Origin of the sequence: Serinibacter arcticus (assembly GCF_003121705.1) — a bacterium.
Lineage (GTDB): Bacteria > Actinomycetota > Actinomycetes > Actinomycetales > Beutenbergiaceae > Litorihabitans.
Window position 1 is genome coordinate 2,520,275 of sequence record NZ_PYHR01000002.1, and the last position, 18,391, is coordinate 2,538,665.

The window sequence follows — 18,391 nt, forward strand, 5'->3', positions numbered from 1 at the left end:
GGCGGGCGGGTCACTCGCGGTGGCGCGAGAATGATGGCGTGACCTCCCATCCGCCGACGCCGCAGGACGCCGGCGGAGCTCCCGCCGGGACGACCCTGGCCGTCGTCGGCACGGGGGTCCGCGGGACCCAGCTGCTGCTGCGTCTCGGGCGCCTCCTCGCGGACGAGGGTGCGCCGCTCGAGCTGCACGTCGTCGACCCGTTCGGGTTCGGCGCCGGCCGCACCTGGCGCACCGACCAGCCCGACGAGCTGCTGATGAACGGCCCGACCGAGTCGGTCTCGGCCTTCCGGCTCGGCGAGGGGCCCGATCTGGTCACCTGGCTCGACGACGACGCGCCCGGTGAGCCCAGCCGTCGCGGCGAGTTCCCCTCCCGCAACGTCTACGGCCGCTACCTCGCGTGGGTGTTCGAACAGGCGCTCGCGGCGCTGCCCGCGCGCGTCGCGGTCCACCGCCACCGCGCGTGGGTGCGCTCGCTGCGGCCGACCGGCACCGGTGCCTACCGGCTCGGCCTCGAGGGCGGCGCGACGGCGGAGGTGCGGGCCGACGTCGTCGTCCTCGCCCTGGGGTGGCTCGAGGCCGAGTCGCGCGACGGTGTCGTGGGCGGGCTGCCCCACGGCGCCACCTGGATCGCGCCCGGCCACCCCGCCGAGCAGGACCTCGCGGCGATCCCCGACGGCGCCACGGTGCTCGCGCGCGGGCTGGGGATGAGCTTCTTCGACGCGCTGTCGCTGCTGACGATCGGTCGCGGCGGCCGGTTCGTGCCGCGGGCCGACGGCGAGGGCGAGGGCCTGGCCTACGAGGCGTCCGGACGTGAGCCGGTCGTGCACGTCGGGACGCGGCGGGGAGTGCCGTTCCGGGCGAAGATCGGCGTCGCCGGGCCGCCTCCGGGCGACGGCGGGGCCCCGGCGCTCCCGCGACCCGGACCGCACCCGGCGCTGGAGGCGGTGCTCGGCGGCAGCGCCGCCCCGCTCACCGCGACCGACCGCCTGCTGGACGCCGTCCTCGCGGACGCCCGGGCCGCCGTCGCGACGGCCGGGGGAGACCCGGACGGCCTGACGTTCGAGGGGCTGGAGGCGCCCCTCGCCGGGCGGACCTGGGCGACCTGGGACGACGTCCACGCCGCGACGCTGGACGAGCTCGAGCGCGACGTCGTCGAGACCCGGCGCGCCGCGACGTCACCGCTCAAGGCGGCCCACCGCTCGATCGGGGAGTCGCGCAAGCTCATCGCGCCGGTGCTCGAGCGGCGCGGCATCGACGCGTCGGCGTGGCCGGAGTACCAGCGGATCCTGCGCCTCGGCGCGATGCTCGCCGGCGGGCCGCCGCTCGAGCGTGCCGAGCAGCTGCTGGCGCTGGTGCGGGCCGGGGTGGTGCGGTTCACGGGGCCGGAGGTGGCGGTGGCGGCGGTGGCTGCGGTGGTGGAGGTGCCCGACGGCGGGGCGCCGGGTGTGCGCAACCCCCTCGCCGGTGGTGCAGAAACCCCTCGCCGGTGGTTGGCGGGCGACGGCGGGGGCGGGGTGCTCGAGGCTCGGTCGGCCCACGTGGTGGCCGCGGCCGGGGCGCCGCGCGCGTCGGTCCTGCTGGATGCCTGGATGCACGCGCCCAACCTCGCCACCACGGTCGACCCGCTGCTGCGGAGCCTGCTCGACGGCGGACTCGTGCGGGTGCACCGGGTCGTCGGCGTCGCCGGCACGGGGGACGCGGCGGGGGCGAGCGGTCCGCCGTCGGGCGCGATCGACGTCGACCCGCGCACCGGTGAGGTCCTCGACGCCGACGGCGCCCCTCAGCCGCGCCTGGTCGCGCTCGGCATCCCGACCGAGGGCGCCCGCGCCTTCACGATCCTCAGCCCGTATCCGGGCGTCGACGAGCGCGCGATCGACGAGTGCGAGCGCGCCGCGGCCCACGTGGCGGCCCTCCTGCCGTGACCCCGCGGCGCCGTTGCGCGCACCGGTGGTCGCCTGGCGCCGGCTGAAGCGACCACCGGTGCGCGCAACGCGGGCGCCACCGAGCCGGCGTCACCAGGCCGTCACCAGGCGGAGCGGGCCGCCGCCACCTCCACCAGGGCGTCGCGCAGCGGGACAGGCAACGGCACCGTCGCCAGCTCCTGCACCAGCGCCAGCCCCTCCAGCGTCCGGACGGCGTGCCACGCGCGCTCCTTGTCGACGAACGCGATCTCCGCGGCCTCGAGCAGCCCGAACGCGTCGGCGACGACGTCGCGCTCGATCGCCCGCGCGCCCGTCACCGTCAGCACGAACCCGGCGTCGAGGTCGAGCCGCCCGAGGTCGAGGCGGAGCGCCGGCGCGAGCAGCTCGCCGGCCACGGGCCCGGCCACGGCCTCCCCGCCGACCGGGTCCTGCACGACGGCGCGCACCTCGCCGTCGACCTCGAGCTCCACGCCGCCGACCGACGCGACGCCGGCCAGGTCGACCAGAACGCCGCGCGGGCCCGCCCCCGTGGCCGGACCACCGACCCGGGTGAGCGTCAGCTCGAGGCGCGCTCCGCCGTCGTCGTCGGTGGACAGCGTCTGCCGGATCTCGGTCACCTCCGCCTCGGGGGCGGCCGAGCCGTCGTCCTCCACGAGCCGCGAGACACCCGTCCCCGGGATCACGCGCAGCGCGAGCGTGTCGGGCCGCGCAGCGGCGTCGGCCAGCGGGTCCGCGGCGAGCGGCAGCACGGCGCCGCCGCGCGCGAGCACCGGGTACCGCTCGAGGGGGCGGTGCAGGCGAACGGTGCGGCCGCCGTCGTACCGGGCACCGGTGACCAGGTCGGTCCACGACCCCTCCGGCAGCCACGCGTCCACGGACGCGAGGTGCGAGGTGGGCTCCTCCGGCGTCGTGATCGGCGCGAGCAGCAGGTGCTCGCCGATCATCGCCTGGTTGGGGACGCGGAAGGCCTCGGGGGTGCGCGGGTGGTCGTGGTACATCGGGCGCACGACGGCGATCGCGTCCGTGTGCGCGGCCCAGGCGGCCGTGTAGAGGACCGGGATCAGGGCGTGGCGCAGCCGGAGGTAGCGGCCCATGATCGCCTCGGCGCGCGGCCCGAAGGTCCACGGCTCCTTCGACGTGAAGGCGCTCGCGGAGGAGTGCAGGCGGTTGATCGGTGAGAAGACGCCGAGCTGCACCCAGCGCGTGGCCAGCTCGACGTCGCGCGCGCCGAACATGTGACCGCCGACGTCGTGGCTCCACCACGTGTAACCGACGTTGGCCGCCGTCGCGGTGAAGTAGGGCTGGAAGTCGAGCGAGGCCCACGTGATGATCGTGTCGCCCGAGAAGCCGACCGGGTAGCGGTGGCTGCCGAGGCCCGCGTAGCGCGAGAACGTCAGCGGGCGGCGGCCCTGGCGCGCGGAGTCGGTGAAGTGGATGTGGTTGAGCATCCAGAGCGGGTCGAGGCCGGGGATCGCCGTCGTGCCGCCCGACTGCCAGTCGAGCCACCAGAAGTCGACCCCCTCCTCCTCGAGCGGGTGGTGCAGCAGGCGCAGGTAGGCGTCCACGAACTCGCGGGAGGCGACGTCGAACGCGACGCCGACGCCCGAGGCCGGGTCGATCCCCAGCGCCTGGGCCATCGCGGGGTAGGCGTCCTCGTGGCGACGCACGCCGTCGGCCGGGTGGGTGTTGAGCGTGACGGCGAGCCCGCGCTCGTGCAGCGCGTCGAGGAAGCGCGACGGCTCGGGGAACAGGTCGCGGTTCCACGTGTAGCCGGTCCAGCCGGTGCCGATCTCGGGGTCGACGTCCGTGAGGTGCCAGTCCATGTCGATGACGGCGACCGACAGCGGGATCGCCTCGTCGCGGAAGCGGTCCATCAGCTCGAGGTAGGTGGTCTCGGTGTAGGGCCAGTAGCGGCTCCACCAGTTGCCGAGGGTGTACCGGGGGATCAGCGGGGTCGGGCCGGTGAGGTGGTGGTAGTCGCGCAGCGCGGCGGCGAAGTCGCGGCCGTGGGCGAAGAGGTAGAGGTCGTGGGAGGCGTGGTCTGCCTGGGCGGGCGAGGCGGGGCGCGGGGCGACCCAGCCGTCCGCGTCCAGGAGCACGGAGGAGGAGTCGTCGAGGACGGCGAACCCGTAGGTCGCGAGGATGCCCTGCTCCAGCTCGGTGGCGCCGTCGACCTCGTCGAGCGTGCGCGCGGTGCCCAGCAGGTTGCCCCGGTGCGGGAGGTCCTGCGGATAGGTCTGGCCGAAGCGCCACGCGGAGTAGTGCGCGTCGGAGGCGTCCTTGAGCAGCGTGACCGACAGGCTCGAGGAGGTGAACGGGCCGCCGGCGTAGTGGAGGTGCAGGTGCTCGGTGACGATCTCGAGGCGCTCGTCGGCACCCTCGCCCGACCGCGTCACCGTGAAGGGCGGCACCTCGAAGGCCCGGTCGACGACGGCCTGCGTGCGCTCGTCGACGAACTCGCCGGTGGGGGAGTGCTCGAGGCGCAGCAGGCGGCTGGTCAGCACCGTGAAGCGGACGTGGTGACCGGTGACGACGGCGGAGGGGTCGGCGGGCGCGGGACGCCCGTCGGAGAGGCTGAACACGAGGGACTCCCTGGGGGACGACGGCGATGGCGCGGGCTCCACGCTAGTCGTCGCGGAGGGGTGGGCGGGAGGCGGCCGGGACGCCGGGGAGCGGTGGGGGCGTCAGGCGTGCGTCAGATGGTCGAGCCGCGCCAGCCGCTCGGCCGCGAGCCGGTGCCCGTAGGGGGTCGTGGCCGGGTCCGCCAGCACGGCCGTCCACACCTCCCGCGCGGCGGGAGCCTCGCCGTCGGCCAGCTCGAGGTCGCCGAGCGCGAGCCTGGCGTCGTTCTCGTGGATCCGCAGCCCCGAACGGCCGGCGATCACGAGCGCCCGCTGGAGTGTCCGCCGTCCCTCGGTCGCCCGGTGGGTCCGCGCCGCGAGACGCCCGCGCGCGACCAGGTAGTCGATCTCGATCGCCGGGTAGGAGAACGCGCGGAGCGTGAGCCCGACGCCGTCCACCACGTCGGCGGCGCGGGCGTCGTCGTGGCCCGTCAGGCAGAGGTGCTTCGCCAGCGCGCAGCCCGTGACTGCCGCGATGGCCGTGTCATCGAGCGCGACCGCTTCGGCGTGGGCCGCCTCGGCGACGGCGAGCGCGTCGCTCGCGCGGCCCTGGGCGTCCAGGGCGTCGGCCAGCACCGTCTCCGCGAGCAGGGCGAAGCGCCGCGTGCCGGGGTCGGTGCCGTCCAGGCACGTCCGTGCGATGCGCTCGGAGCCGATCGGGTCGTCCAGCTCCCGCAGCGCCCGCGCCAGATTCGAGCGGACGACGATCGTCCAGGCCGTCACCGAGGTGTCCTCCAACCGGGCGATGACCTCTTCCGCGAGCTGCCGCGCGTCCTCCGCGCGTCCCACCAGCAGCAGCATCTGCGGCAGCTTGTAGGCGACGGCGCCCCAGAGAGGATCGGCGGGGGTGGTCTCGGCGAGGACCGACTCGAGGTCGGCGACCGCCTGCTCCATCGACCCCACCATCGCCTCGCTCTCGCCGAGCTCCATGCGCAGCTCGAGCGTCGCGTGCCCCGCGGCCGCGAGGCGGTCGTGGACGGCGCGCGCCTCGTCGAACCGGCCCACCAGCCGAGCCGCGCGAGCGAGCATCAGCAGGTCCTCGACCTCGGCGGTCCGGTCGTGGTGCCCGTCGGCGCTCGAGGCGACCAGATAGGCGTCCGAGAACCGCTCGCTGCGCACGAGGTACGGCAGGATCGCTCGCCCGAGGGCGGCTGTCGCCCCGGGGAGGTCGAGCTCGGCGGCGAGCTGCGTCGTCGTCACCGTCACCTCCACGTGGCGCTCGAGCCAGGCGATCGGGTCCTCGGTGGCCGGACCGGCGCTCCCCTCCGGCGCCTGTGTCGATGCGGAGCGGCGCCAGGCGAGCGCCGCCCGGTGGGCGAGGTCGCGCGCGAGTGCGGTCGTCTGGCGCGCGTGCTCGGAGCGGCTGACCTGCTCGAGCGCGCGGCGCGCGGCGATCTCGCGGACGGCGTCGTGCAGGTCGTGGCGACCGTCGTCGTCGCGTCGCACGAGGTTGTCGGCACGCAGGGACTCGAGCGCGGCGGCGGCGTCGGCCAGCGGGTCGGCCGCTGGGTCGGCCACGGGGTCGGTCGCCGGGTCGGTTCCGCCGCCCGTGGTCTCGTGCTGCAGCGCGACGGCGACCTCGCGCACGTCGAGTCGCCCCGGATGGCGCGCGAGCAGGTGCAGCACCTCGCGACCGGCCGCCGGGAGACCGTCGTAGGCGTCCTCGAGCGCAGGCAGGAGGCCGCTCGCGACGGAGTCGAGTCGCTGTGCGTGGTCGCTGAGGTACCAGCCGGGCAGCTTGGACGCCTGGCCCGCCAGCACGGCGATCGCCAGCGGCAGGGCCCCGGTGCGCACGGCGAGTGCCTCGAGTGCCGCCGCGTCCTCGGCCGGGCCCTCCGGCGTCGTGCACGGACCCAGGAGCCGACTCACGAGCGCCGTCGTGTCGGCGGGGGTGAGTCCCTCCACCTCGTGGTGGGCGACGGCCCGTGGCCAGGTGAGGCGCCGCCGCGACGTGACCACGACGATCGTCCCGCCAGGGAGTCGGTCGAGGACGCCGGCGAGATCGGCGTCGGTGGGCACGTCGTCCAGCAGCACGACCGGGTGGGTGCGCCGGACGGCGGTGGTGGTGGACCCGGACGGGGACGATCCCCCCGGTGCCGCGGCCGTGGCGCGGAGCGCCGTGGTGATCTCGCGGGCGAGGTCGTGGGGCGGCAGGGGGACGTGGCCGTCGTCGTCCCCGGACGCCGTGCGCAGCCCCACCTCCAGAACGCTCGGTGCGCCGGACCCCGCAGCGGCGCAACGCGCCACCTCGCGCGCGAGCGTCGTCTTCCCGACGCCCGGCATCCCGGTGAGGATCACGACGGCGAGGCCCTCGCCCGGCGCGGCCGCCCCCGTGTGGGAGGGGGCCGAGGAGGACGCCTCGTCGTCGGGCAGCAGGGTGTCGAGCAGCAGGGCGGCGAGACGCGCGGCGTCCGCGGACCTGTCGGCCAGGGAGATCGGCTCGTGCGGGAGGGGCGCGCCGAGGCCCACGACCGTCAGGCGCGGCCGGGCGTGCGCGACGATCCGGTGGCGGAGGACCCGCGTGTGGGCCTCGCGGACGGGTCCGACGAGATCGGGCCGACCGAGAACGGCGACGATGTCGAGCAGGAGCTCGGGGTCCAGGCGCCGGCGCCCGGTGCGGAAGGCGTCGTAGATCGTCACGCGCCCGGGCCTCGCGGCGGGCACGGCCGGACGGCGATCGGCCCGGAGCCGGGTGACGGCGGTCGCGATGGTGGCGAAGCTCGGCTCCCCGGCGTCCGTGCGCAGCGACTGGAGAACGCGGACGAGATCGTCCAACGTCCTCACCTGCTCGAGCTCCCCCTGGTGCACGGGACCAGAGTAGGACGCCCCTCCGACGTCGCGCCGGTCGCCGCCGGTGGGGCGGCGTCGGAGGCGGTGTCAGCGGTGGGTGAGCACCCGGTCGGCGACGGCGTGCGAGACGATCCCTGCTGCGGTTGCGACCGTGAGCACCGAGGGCCACGCGCCGATCGACCTCGCCAGCGGGTGCGACAGCCCGAACGCCGCGACGTAGAGGACCGAGAGTCCGACCGTCTGCGGGACGCCGGCGCGCAGCCAGGTGCGGCCCGCGAGCACCCCGCCCGCGAGCAGGACGGCGCCTCCCAGCTCGCGCCGCTTCGTCGCCCTGGCGACCGCGAACCCCCCGATCAGCGAGGCGGCGACGACGGTTCCGGAGCTGGTGAGGGCGGCGCGAGGAGTCATGGGTCCACGGTAGAGAATCGGAGGCAGATCGAGCGTCTCCTGACGCGCGGGTGCCTCGACCCCCGTTGCCGCGAGCGAGCCGCAAGATCTGGCGCGCGTCAGACACACTCCTGCCGAGTGAACGTCGAGGAGGGATCTGAGCGATGAACAGGCGAGCACGTTTTGCCGCCGTGAGTGCCGGGCTTCTGCTGGCGACTGCCGGATGTAGCAGTGCGACGAGCGAACCAGAGGCGTCTGCGCCGGCCCCACAACCGATCACCCCCGAAGAGTTCAACGGGGAGTCGTCGCGGCTCGGGGATGCACTCTTTGAGCACCTGGGCGAGAGTGCTGACTTCGGAGTCTCTGCCAGTCCGAACATGGACTCGTTCGACGTAGAGATCTACGGCGACGCCCTGGAAGCCAGCGAGGTGCCAGCGCTCTCGGAAGAGCTCAGCGACCTGATGGGCCGAGAGGTGAGCATCACCATCATGCCGGGCTCCTCCCTCTACCCCTGATCCGAGGCTGTCAGGCCAGGCATCGCCCGTCTGGCCCACCACGTGCGCGCGATCGTGCCGCTGGATCGACTCGCTCAGTGCCGCCAGGGTCGAGCGCCGCGACGGCAGCCCGGCGTGGCTGACGGTGTCCGGCGGGCAGGACGTTCAGCCGCAGCGTTGCGTCCACGCGGTCGTTGATCCACTCCGGTGCCAGCGCCAGGTCGCCAGGCCGGCCGACCGAGCGCGCCATGGCGGCCGACCGACATCCCGCCCCACACGCCCCGTCGCCCCTCCCTCACCCACCGATCCCGCCCTGCCGCCACCGTCGGGACGCAGGTCTCAGTTACTGAGACGAATCGTCGTGTTCACGACCGCGTCACGATCGCGTCCTACCGTCAGTCATCGTGACCACCACGCTGAGCCCCGAGCCCGTCGTGGCTGCCGCGCCCGTGCGAACCCGGCGACGTCGGGTCCCGATCGGCTGGATCGTGCCGGTCGTCCTCGTGCTGGTGTGGTGGCTGTCCTTCGAGACCGGGCTGATCGATCCCGGCCTGATCTCCTCGCCGTGGGAGGTCGCCGCCACGCTCGGCGAGGCCGTCGTGAACGGCACGTTCTGGGCGAACCTCGGCGCGAGCCTGGGCCGCTGGCTGCTCGGCTTCGCGATCGGCGGCCTGCTGGGGCTCCTCGCGGGAGCCGCGACCGGCCTCTCGCGCCCCGCGGAGCGCCTCCTCGACCCGACGCTGCAGATGTTCCGGACCGTCCCGATCATGGGTCTGGTCCCGCTCTTCATCATCTGGTTCGGCCTGGGCGAGGTGCCGAAGGTCATCCTCATCGCGTTTGCGACGTTCTTCCAGATGTACATCCAGGTGTACTCCGGGATCCGCAACATCGACCGCAAGCTCATCGAGGTCGGGCGGATGTACGACCTCTCCACCGCCGCGATGATCCGCCGCATCATGATCCCCGCCGCGCTGCCGAGCATCCTGCAGGGCGTGCGCCTCGGCCTCGGGATCGCCTGGCTCGCGCTGGTCATCGCCGAGCTCACCGGCGCCAACTCGGGCATCGGGTTCTGGATGCAGCAGGGCCGGGAGTTCTTCCGGGTCGACATCGTCCTCGCCGCGCTGGTGGTCTTCGCCGCCGTCGGCAAGCTCGTGGACTCCCTCGTCCGGCTCCTGGAACGGCGACTGCTCGGCTGGCGCGACAACATCGAGAAGGACATGGACGCATGAGCAAGGACGTCACTCTCTCCGGCGTCGGCCGGACGTTCTCCACCCGCCAGGGCGACGTCGTCGCGATCGACGGCGTGGACCTCCACGTCGACGCCGGCGAGTTCGTCGCGCTGATCGGCCCCTCGGGCTGCGGCAAGTCGACGGTGCTGCGCTGCGTCGCCGGCCTCGACACCCACCACACCGGCAGCGTGCGGGTGGGCGAGCGCGAGGTCGTCCGGCCGAGCACGGAGACCGGCATGGTCTTCCAGGAGCACCGCCTGCTGCCGTGGCTGACGGTCGAGCAGAACATCCTGTTCGGCTTCGAGGGCAGCGCCGCCGAGCGCGCGGGTCGCGCCGAGGAGCTCCTCGCCCTCATGCACCTCGAGGCGTTCGCGAAGGCCTACCCGCCCGCGCTGTCGGGCGGCATGGCCCAGCGCGCCTCGATCGCGCGCGCGCTCGCGCCGCGCCCCGACGTCCTGCTGCTCGACGAGCCGTTCGGTGCGCTCGACGCGTTCACCCGCATCGAGATGCAGGACGCGCTCCGCGAGGTCTGGCGTGCCCACGGCACGACGGCGATCCTCGTCACCCACGACATCGACGAGGCCGTGGTCCTGGCCAACCGCGTCGTCGTGATGGCCCCGCGTCCCGGGCGGATCAAGCACGTCCAGGACGTCCCGCTCGACTTCCCGCGCAACCGCGGGTCCGACGAGTTCGCGCACTACCGCACCGAGCTGCTGGCGCAGTTCGACCTCGTGCACTGACCCCCTCCGACTCTCTTCCGCGGCGCCCCTGGCCGCACCCCCTCCACCAGGCACCACCCACCCAAGGAGCTCCACCGTGTCCCGCACCCCCTGGTTCCGACGCTCGGCCGCCCTCGTCGGCGTCGTCGGCCTGCTCTCCGTCGCCGCGTGCAGCGGCCCCTCCGACGACTCCGCCGAGGGGCCCACCGGCGAGGGCACCTCCGGTTCGATCGAGCTGCCCCGCGTCTCCACGCTCGTCGCCTACCCCGCGCTGCCCTCGGGCCTGGAGGAGGGACTGTTCGACGAGCCCTTCGGCGCCGACGCGAGCGGCATGTCGGTCGACTTCGTCTCCTCCGGGAACGACGGCGTGCTGGCCCTGGTGGCCGGCCACACCGACATCGTCATCGGCGGCTTCGACCCGACCACGATCGAGGCCAACCCCGGCCTGCGCATCGTCGCGGTCACCGAGCAGAGCCCGGACACGCACGCCGTCCTGGTGTCCCCCGACTCCGACATCGAGTCCATCGCGGACCTCGAGGGCAAGACGGTCGGCGGCTTCTCGACGTCGCTCGCGCCGTTCCTCGCGATGATGCTGCAGCGCGAGGACATGCCGGCCGACTCGATCAACTACATCCAGGTCGCACCCGACGGCGGCCTCTCGGCCCTCTCCTCCGGAGCGATCGACGCCTGGTACACCTGGGACCCGTTCTTCGCCCAGGCCGAGCTGACCGACCGCGGCCGCGCGATCGTCACTGGTGAGGACTTCTTCCTCAACCCGATCGTCATGGTCACCACCGAGGACTACATCGCCGAGCACGGCGACTCGCTCGCGGCCTTCATCCAGGGCTACGACGCCTCGACCACCTGGGTCAATGAGAACACCGACGCCGCCGAGGCGTACCTCGTCTCCGAGACCGGCATGACCGCCGAGGCCGCCGCCGTCACGATCGAGCGCCGCGTCTACGAGGTCCAGGAGCCGTCGGACGAGACGATCACCTGGATGGAGACCAGCACCCAGACGCTCGTCGACCTCGGCGTGCTGCCCGACCTGCCCGACATCCGCGCCGCGCTCGACCCCGAGCCGCTGCGCGCCGCTCTCGAGGGCTGAGCCGGATCGTTCCGGCAGCCGAGACAGGAGCAGCCCTCACGCCATGACCGACGACGCCGCGTCCACCGCCCTCGCCGCCCTCGAGGCGCGGCTGCGGCTCGAGCAGGAGCAGCTCGCCTACCCCGACCGTCCCTGGGTGACGGTCGGGGTGGGGGCTGAGGCGGGCGGTGAGGCGCACGGCCACGCGGCCGGCGAGGCGCACGACGGCGGGGTCCCCGCCGTCGTCGACGTCCTGGTCGTGGGTGGGGGACAGGCCGGCCTGACGGTCGCGGGCAAGCTGCTCCGCGAGGGTGTCCCGCGCGTCCTCGTGGTCGACGCCGGGACCGCCGGGGCCGAGGGCCCGTGGGTGACGTGGGCGCGGATGCCGACGCTCCGCACCGTCAAGGAGCTGCACGGGCCCGACCTCGGCTACCCGAGCGCGACCTTCCGGTCGTGGTTCACCGCGCGCCGCGGCGAGCGGGCGTGGGAGGACCTGACGCTGATCCCGCGGCAGGAGTGGATGGCGTACCTGCGCTGGATCCGACAGGTGTTCGCGGTGCCGTACCTCAACGACGCGCGCGTCGTCGGGCTGACGCCGGACGGCGAGGACGGGTGGGCCGTCGCGCTCGAGGTACGGGACGCGGGTGCGCCGTCGCCCGCCTCAGCGCCGCGATCGACGACGGTCCGCGCCCGCCGCGTGGTCGTCTCCACCGGGATCGACGGTGCCGGCGGCCCGACGGTGCCGGCCGCCGTCGCCGCCCTCCCGCGCGCGCGGTGGTCCCACTCGAGCGACGCGATCGATCTCGCGGCGCTGGCCGGCCGACGGGTGGCCGTGCTCGGCGTCGGCGCCTCGGCCTTCGACAACGCGGCCGCTGCGCTGGAGGCCGGCGCGCGCGAGGTCGTGCAGTTCGCGCGGCGCCCCGAGCTGCCGACCGTGAACTCGGGCCGGCTGGTCGAGTCGCGGGCGCTGTACCGCCACTTCGCGACGCTCGACGACGACGTCCGCGTCGCCGTCACGCGCAGCATCCTGTCGCTCCCGATGCCGCCGCCGGACCACTCGGTCGAGCGGTGCAGGCGCCACCCGGGCTACGACCTCCGGCTGGGCAGCCCGTGGCTCGCGGTCGCGGCGACCGACGACGGCGGCGTGCTCCTGTCGACGCCCGCCGGCGACGAGCGGTTCGACCACCTGATCCTCGGGACGGGCTTCACCGTGGACCTCACGCGGGTGCCGTGGCTCGCGGGCGTCGCGGACGACGTCGTCCTCTGGGGGGAGCGGTACCCGCTCGACGCGGGTGACGCCGTCGACGTCGCCCTCGCGCGCTACCCCTACCTCGATGCGGGCCTCGCGTGCCGCGGACGCACGCCGGAGACGGACCGGCACCTGCGGCACCTGCACCTGCTCGGCTCGGCGGCGCTCGCGAGCGCGGGGACAGCGAGCTCGGGGATCAACGCGCTGCCGTGGGGGACCGACCGGGTGGCTGACGCCGTCGTGCGCTCGCTGCTGGTGGAGGAGATGCCGCGGGTGGTCGCGGGCCTCGAGGAGATGGTCGACGAGGTGCAGGCGCTGGCGCCGCTCCCGGTGCCGCCCGCGCGCTGACGGCCTCCGCTCCGCCGAGACCGATGCGTGGCAGGTCAGACCGATGCCGGGGGGCTCGGTCCCGCCTGCCACGCATCGGTCTCGTGGGCGGTGGGACGTGTTCGGGTTCCGGGGTCAGCCCGGGTTGATGATCTCGCGGTGGTAGCTGTTCATGAAGTTGCCCAGGTCGCCGTTGAAGCAGCCGGTGGTCGAGTACTCACCCGGCGCCGCCCACTCCCCGTAGACCCAGTGGGTCGGGCCGCCGACGTACTCCCGGCAGACGAGCGCGATGCGGTGGAAGCCGACACCGCCGGCGCAGTAGGAGACCTTGCCCTCCATGTTCGGGATCGGGTGGTCGATGAACTCGCAGCCGGTGGGGACGGCGCTCGCGGGTGGGGCCGCGGCGACCTGCACGCCACCCAGTGCGGCTGTGGCCAGCAGACCGGTCGCCAGCAGTGCTCGCAGACTCTTCGTCACGATCATCACGCTCCGTTCGGTAGTCCGGACGGGCCTCTCGTCATTGAGACCGTTACCGAAACGTTATACAGACATAACGCAAGGAGTCAACGGTCGCGGAGCGTCCAGGGCCACCCGGGGCCGCCCCTCCCAACCACTGGCGAGGGGTTTCTGCACACGGTCCGGCGGCCCGGTCGGCGTTGCGCGCACCGGTGGTCGCTTCGCGACGGCGGAAGCGGCCGTTCGTGCGCGCAACGTGGGGCGGGGGGGCGGCGCCTACGGCCGCCGGAACTCCATGGCGACGGCGCCCGCCCGCCCGGGCCGCGCCCCGCCGTCGCCCGTCAGGTGCTCTCGCGCACCACGAGCGTCGCCGGCAGCGTGACCGACCGCGTCCCGCCGCCCTCCACCAGCCCGACCAGCGTGTTCACCATCTCGACGCTGATCGCGTCGAACGGCTGACGCATCGTCGTCAGGGGCGGGTCGAGCGCCTGCGCGAGGCCGGAGTCGTCGAAGCCGACGACCGCCACGTCGTCGGGGATCGACCTCCCGGCCCGGCCGAGCGCGATGATCGCGCCGGCGGCCATGAGGTCCGATCCGGCGAACACGGCGTCGAGGTCGGGGTGGCGCGCGAGGAGCTCCTCCATGCCGGCCGTCCCGGAGTCCTGCGACCAGTCGCCGTGCACCACGAGGGAGTCGTCGAAGTCGTCGCCGAGCTCGTCGCGGTAGCCCTCGAGCCGGTAGCGACCGCCGGGGGTGTCCATCGGTCCGGTGATCATCGCGATCCGGCGCCGCCCGCGCTCGCGGAGATGGGCGACGACGGTGCGCGCGCTCCCGGCCTCCTCCACCGACACCGAGGGCACCCGGCCCGCGAAGCCGAGCGGCATGCCGCACGCGACGGTCGGGATGTCCTGCTCGAGGAGCAGCTGGACCATGGGGTCGCTCTCGTGCGAGGAGATGAGCAGCACGCCGTCGACGTGACCGGCCCCGATGTACTGCGCGGCGTTCTCGCGCTCGCTCGGCGTGCCGGCCACCAGCACCACGAGCGCCATCGACCGGGCCGACACGGCCTCGGCCGCGCCGCGCAGCAGCATGGAGAACACGGGGTCGGCGAACAAGCGCGACTGCGGCTCGGTGATGAGGAAGGCGAGGGAGTTGCTCCGCCCGGTCACGAGCGACCGGGCGTGCTGGTTGGCGCGGTAGCCGGTGGTGGCGATCGCCTGCTCGACGGCCTCGCGGGCCGGGGGCGAGACCCAGTGCCCGCCGTTGATGACGCGCGAGACGGTGCCGCGCGAGACGCCGGCGGCCGCCGCCACGTCACGGATGGTCGGGCGACGTCGGGGGGCGCCGTCGCCACCTCAGTAGTGTCCACGCGGGAACTCTAACCGCAGCGGTCGGGCCCCGCCCCCGACCGCCGTCGCACGACTGGGCACGGTCACAGTTGCGTCACGGTCGGCGATCAGGGCCCGAGGGGGCTAGCGCTCGCGTCCACGATGTGGTTAACCTGTGCACGGTCACAGGCTGTGACCGTGCACAGTATCGATGACGCTGCCGATGTGCAGCGCGACTCAACGGAGTGTCATGCCGGAGCTTTCCGGGCCCACCAGCAGGCCCATCGTCTGGCCCCTTGCCGGGTCCATCGCCTACGGGGGCGACTACAACCCCGAGCAGTGGCCGCGCGAGGTCTGGGACGAGGACGTCACCCTGATGCGTCAGGCCGGGGTCAACCTGGTCAGCGTCGGCATCTTCTCCTGGGCGATGCTCGAGACCGAGGAGGGCGTGTTCGACTTCGCCTGGCTCGACGAGCTGCTCGACCTGCTGCACAGCAACGGGATCGCCGTCGACCTCGGCACCCCCACCGTCTCCCCGCCGGCCTGGTTCTTCGCCGCGTACCCCGACTCCCGCGTGATCGACGCCGACGGCGTCGTCAAGGGCTTCGGCTCCCGCGGCATGGCCTCGCACGCCTCGCCCGAGTACCGCGACGCGATCGTCCGCATCGCCGGCGTGCTCGCGGCCCGCTACGCCGACCACCCCGCCGTCGTCCTGTGGCACGTCCACAACGAGTACGGCGTCCCGGTCGCCGAGGACTTCTCGCCCCGCGCCGTCGCCTCCTGGCAGGCCTGGCTGCAGGAGCGCTACGGCTCGCTCGACGCGCTGAACGCCGCCTGGGGCACCGCCTTCTGGGGTCAGCGGTTCGCCCGCTGGGAGCACGTCGTCGCGCCCGCCGCCACGCCGTCGACCGGCAACCCGTCCATGAAGCTCGACTGGGCCCGGTTCACCGACGACCAGCTGCGCGAGTGCTTCCGCCTCGAGCGCGACGCCATCCGCGCCCGCGCCCCGCAGCCGATCACCACGAACTTCATGGCGCACCAGTCGTGGAACACGGACCTGTGGAAGTGGGCGCAGGAGGTCGACATCGTCTCCGACGACCACTACCTCTGGTCGCCCGACCCCGAGGCGCACGTCGCCCTCGCCCTCTCCGCCGACCTCACCCGGTCCGTCGCCCGCGGTCGCCCGTGGATGCTCCTGGAGCACTCCACCTCGGCCGTGAACTGGCAGGGCCGCAACATCGCCAAGCGTCCGGGCGAGATGCAGCGCAACGCGCTCACGCACCTCGGCCGCGGCGCCGACGCGATCATGTTCTTCCAGTGGCGCGCCTCCCGCTCCGGCGCGGAGAAGTTCCACTCGGCGATGCTCCCGCACGCCGGTACGTCCAGCCGCGTCTTCCGCGAGGTCACCGAGCTCGGCGCGCACCTCGCGCTGCTGGGCGAGGTCCAGGACTCCCGCGTGCAGGCCGACGTCGCCGTCCTCTACGACTGGGAGTCGATGTGGGCGCAGGACCTGGAGTGGCGGCCGTCAGACGCGCTGACCTTCCGGGAGCGCATGCGCACCTACTACGAGCGGCTGTGGCGCGACGGCGTCCCCGTCGACTTCGCCCACCCGGCTGACGACCTGTCGGGCTACAAGCTCGTCGTCGCCCCCGCGTCGTACCTCCTCACCGAGGAGGCCGGCGCCAACCTCACCGCGTTCGTCGCGGGCGGCGGGACGCTCCTGGTGTCCTGCTTCGCCGCAGCCGTCGACGAGCACGACACCGTCCACGCGGGCGGCTTCGGCGCCCCGCTGAAGGACGGGCTCGGGCTCACGGTCGAGGAGTACCGGCCGCTGCGCGAGGGCGACGTCGTCGCCGTCGTGAGCGCCGACGGCGAGGAGCTCACCTCCCGCGACTGGACCGAGGACCTCGCCCTCGCCGGCGCGCAGCCGTGGGCCACCTACGGCGCCGCCCCCGCGGGCGGTCCGCTGGAGGGCACCCCCGCCGTCACGCGTCACACGCACGGCGCCGGCACGGGCTGGTACGTCGGCACGACGCTCGACGTCGCGGCCCTCGCCCCGGTGCTGGCCGCGGTCTACGCGGACGCCGGCGTCACCCCGGCCCCGACGCCCGACGGCGTGGAGGTCATGGTGCGCCACGGCGCGAGCGCGAGCTACGTCGTCGCGGTCAACCACAACGAGACCGACGCGATCGTGCCCGTCACCGGCACCGACCTCCTCACCGAGCAGGCCGTCGACGGCGAGCTCACCCTCCCGGCCGGAGCGGTCGCCGTCGTGCGCACCGCGCCGGTCCGCCCCGGGACCGCCGAGAACTTCGGTGGACCCCTGTCCTCGGAGGAGCTCGCGGGCCTCTCCGACGCCGCCCTCGCGGGCAGCTAGCAGAACCAGAACCAGAACCAGCAGGACGTCGCCCGCAAGGATGTGGACGACGACGACGACGCCGATCGTGCGTCGACGGAAAGGAAGAGCAATGCGCAAGTCCATCGTTCTCGGTGCACCGCTCGCGGTCGCCGTCCTGGCCCTGACCGCCTGCGGCGGCGGCGACCCCGCCCCGGCGGAGACCGCCTCGGGCACCTCATCGGCCACCGAGACGGCCACCGGCGGCGGTGACGCCGAGGGTGCCGAGCTCGTCATCTGGTCCGACGCCGAGCGTGAGCAGGCGATCAACGACGCCGCCGCCGACTTCGAGGCCGACACCGGCGCCACCGTCACGGTCGTCCAGAAGAACTTCGAGGACCTCCGGGCCGACTTCCTCGCCCAGGTCCCCACGGGTGAGGGCCCCGACATCACGATCGGCGCGCACGACTGGCTGGGCGAGTTCGTCGAGTCCGGCGTCGTCGACACGATCGACCTCGGCGAGCGGGTGTCCGACTTCGAGCCCGTCACCGTCGAGGCGCTGACCTACGACGGCCAGCTCTACGCCCTCCCGTACGCCCAGGAGAGCGTCGCGCTCATCCAGAACACCGCCCTCGTCGGCGAGGAGACGCCCGCCACCTGGGACGAGATGATCCAGATGGCGACGGACGCCGGCTTCGGCGACCGCCCGTTCATCCTCTACACGAGCGGCACCAAGGGCGACATGTACACGTCCTACGGCTTCCAGACGTCCTTCGGCGCCCCGGTCTTCGTGCAGGCCGAGGACGGCTCGTACACCAACGAGGTCGGCCTGGGCGGCGAGAGCGGTCTCGCGTTCGCGCAGTTCCTGTTCGACAACGGCTCCGCCGGCACCGGCTACTTCACCGACACGGTCGACTACGACATCGGCAACGAGCTCTTCGCCACGGGCCAGTCGCCGTTCATCGTCCAGGGCCCCTGGACGATCCCGACCTTCACCGACGCCGGTGTCGACGTCGCCGTGGGTCCGATCCCGGCCGCCGGCGCCGAGAGCGCCGCGCCGTTCGTCGGCGTCCAGGGCTTCTACCTCTCCGCGCAGTCGTCCAACGCGCTGCTCGCGAACGACTTCCTGACGAACTACATGTCGACCGACGAGGCGCAGGCCGCGCTCTACGAGGCCGACCCGCGCATCCCGGCGCTGACCTCCGTGGCCGACGACGTCGCCTCCGACCCGGTCATCGCCGGCTTCCTCTCGGCCGCGCAGAACGGCGTCCCGATGCCGAACATCCCCGAGATGGGCGCCGTCTGGGACTTCTGGAACGCCGCGCAGATCGCGCTGATCAACGGCCAGGACCCGGCGTCGATCTGGCCGGGCATGGTCACCAACATCGAGACGGCCATCGCCAACTGACTGAGTCGTCCGGGGTGCCGCCGCTGGTCGGCGGCACCC

13 protein-coding genes are annotated in these 18,391 nt (G+C 73.8%); 8 read left to right on the top strand and 5 right to left on the bottom strand.

The window, feature by feature from the left end; genetic code table 11:
• The first annotated feature begins 38 nt into the window (after positions 1–38).
• Positions 39–1,922 carry an FAD/NAD(P)-binding protein gene (locus C8046_RS11405; RefSeq protein ID WP_109229540.1) on the top strand — a complete coding sequence of 628 codons (1,884 nt, stop codon included), beginning with the start codon at positions 39–41 and terminating at the stop codon, positions 1,920–1,922.
• Between the two features lie 101 nt (positions 1,923–2,023).
• Here C8046_RS11405 and C8046_RS11410 read toward each other — a convergent pair whose 3' ends face one another.
• From C8046_RS11410 to C8046_RS11420, 3 genes are all read right to left on the bottom strand, one after another.
• Positions 2,024–4,504 (bottom strand): glycoside hydrolase family 31 protein, encoded by a 2,481-nt coding sequence (locus C8046_RS11410; RefSeq protein WP_109229541.1) that lies wholly within the window; start codon positions 4,502–4,504, stop codon positions 2,024–2,026.
• A gap of 102 nt (positions 4,505–4,606) precedes the next feature.
• Positions 4,607–7,351, bottom strand: coding sequence for an NB-ARC domain-containing protein (locus C8046_RS11415; RefSeq protein ID WP_109229542.1), 2,745 nt, complete (start codon positions 7,349–7,351; stop codon positions 4,607–4,609).
• A 69-nt stretch (positions 7,352–7,420) separates the two neighbouring features.
• Entirely contained in the window at positions 7,421–7,741 is a 321-nt protein-coding gene (locus tag C8046_RS11420) for a hypothetical protein (RefSeq protein WP_109229543.1), read from the bottom strand.
• 143 nt (positions 7,742–7,884) lie between these two features.
• Here C8046_RS11420 and C8046_RS11425 point away from each other — a divergent pair, with 143 nt between their 5' ends.
• The 5 genes from C8046_RS11425 (at position 7,885) to C8046_RS11445 (ending at position 12,846) form a co-directional block, all read left to right on the top strand.
• The gene (locus tag C8046_RS11425; protein WP_146197135.1) at positions 7,885–8,235 is read left to right on the top strand and encodes a hypothetical protein; all 351 of its coding nucleotides are present in this window, start codon (positions 7,885–7,887) and stop codon (positions 8,233–8,235) included.
• Positions 8,236–8,618: 383 nt separating this feature from the next.
• A complete protein-coding gene (locus C8046_RS11430; protein WP_158277201.1) occupies positions 8,619–9,443 on the top strand; it encodes an ABC transporter permease in 825 nt (274 codons plus the stop codon).
• Positions 9,440–10,183, top strand: coding sequence for an ABC transporter ATP-binding protein (locus C8046_RS11435; protein ID WP_109229546.1), 744 nt, complete (start codon positions 9,440–9,442; stop codon positions 10,181–10,183). Before C8046_RS11430 ends, C8046_RS11435 begins: the two co-directional genes overlap by 4 nt.
• Before the next feature lie 76 nt (positions 10,184–10,259).
• Positions 10,260–11,270 carry an ABC transporter substrate-binding protein gene (locus C8046_RS11440; RefSeq protein ID WP_109229547.1) on the top strand — a complete coding sequence of 337 codons (1,011 nt, stop codon included), beginning with the start codon at positions 10,260–10,262 and terminating at the stop codon, positions 11,268–11,270.
• Positions 11,271–11,313: 43 nt separating this feature from the next.
• Positions 11,314–12,846 carry a SidA/IucD/PvdA family monooxygenase gene (locus C8046_RS11445; protein WP_109229548.1) on the top strand — a complete coding sequence of 511 codons (1,533 nt, stop codon included), beginning with the start codon at positions 11,314–11,316 and terminating at the stop codon, positions 12,844–12,846.
• Between the two features lie 114 nt (positions 12,847–12,960).
• Here C8046_RS11445 and C8046_RS11450 read toward each other — a convergent pair whose 3' ends face one another.
• On the bottom strand, positions 12,961–13,302 hold the full coding sequence (locus tag C8046_RS11450) for a hypothetical protein (RefSeq protein WP_146197136.1): 342 nt from the start codon (positions 13,300–13,302) through the stop codon (positions 12,961–12,963).
• 320 nt (positions 13,303–13,622) lie between these two features.
• Positions 13,623–14,594, bottom strand: coding sequence for a LacI family DNA-binding transcriptional regulator (locus C8046_RS11455; RefSeq protein WP_235866298.1), 972 nt, complete (start codon positions 14,592–14,594; stop codon positions 13,623–13,625).
• A 265-nt stretch (positions 14,595–14,859) separates the two neighbouring features.
• Between C8046_RS11455 and C8046_RS11460 the strand changes: the two genes are divergently transcribed.
• Entirely contained in the window at positions 14,860–16,986 is a 2,127-nt protein-coding gene (locus C8046_RS11460; RefSeq protein ID WP_235866299.1) for a beta-galactosidase, read from the top strand.
• A 91-nt stretch (positions 16,987–17,077) separates the two neighbouring features.
• Complete coding sequence (locus tag C8046_RS11465; RefSeq protein ID WP_109229552.1) at positions 17,078–18,352, top strand: sugar ABC transporter substrate-binding protein; 1,275 nt, start codon at positions 17,078–17,080, stop codon at positions 18,350–18,352.
• Positions 18,353–18,391 lie beyond the last annotated feature (39 nt).

Coding starts and splice junctions, on each gene's coding strand:
- C8046_RS11420 (WP_109229543.1), bottom strand. CDS start 7,741: ATGACTCCTCGCGCCGCCCTCACCAGCTCCGGAACCGTCGTCGCCGCC.
- C8046_RS11425 (WP_146197135.1), top strand. CDS start 7,885: ATGAACAGGCGAGCACGTTTTGCCGCCGTGAGTGCCGGGCTTCTGCTG.
- C8046_RS11435 (WP_109229546.1), top strand. CDS start 9,440: ATGAGCAAGGACGTCACTCTCTCCGGCGTCGGCCGGACGTTCTCCACC.
- C8046_RS11445 (WP_109229548.1), top strand. CDS start 11,314: ATGACCGACGACGCCGCGTCCACCGCCCTCGCCGCCCTCGAGGCGCGG.
- C8046_RS11460 (WP_235866299.1), top strand. CDS start 14,860: ATGCCGGAGCTTTCCGGGCCCACCAGCAGGCCCATCGTCTGGCCCCTT.
- C8046_RS11465 (WP_109229552.1), top strand. CDS start 17,078: ATGCGCAAGTCCATCGTTCTCGGTGCACCGCTCGCGGTCGCCGTCCTG.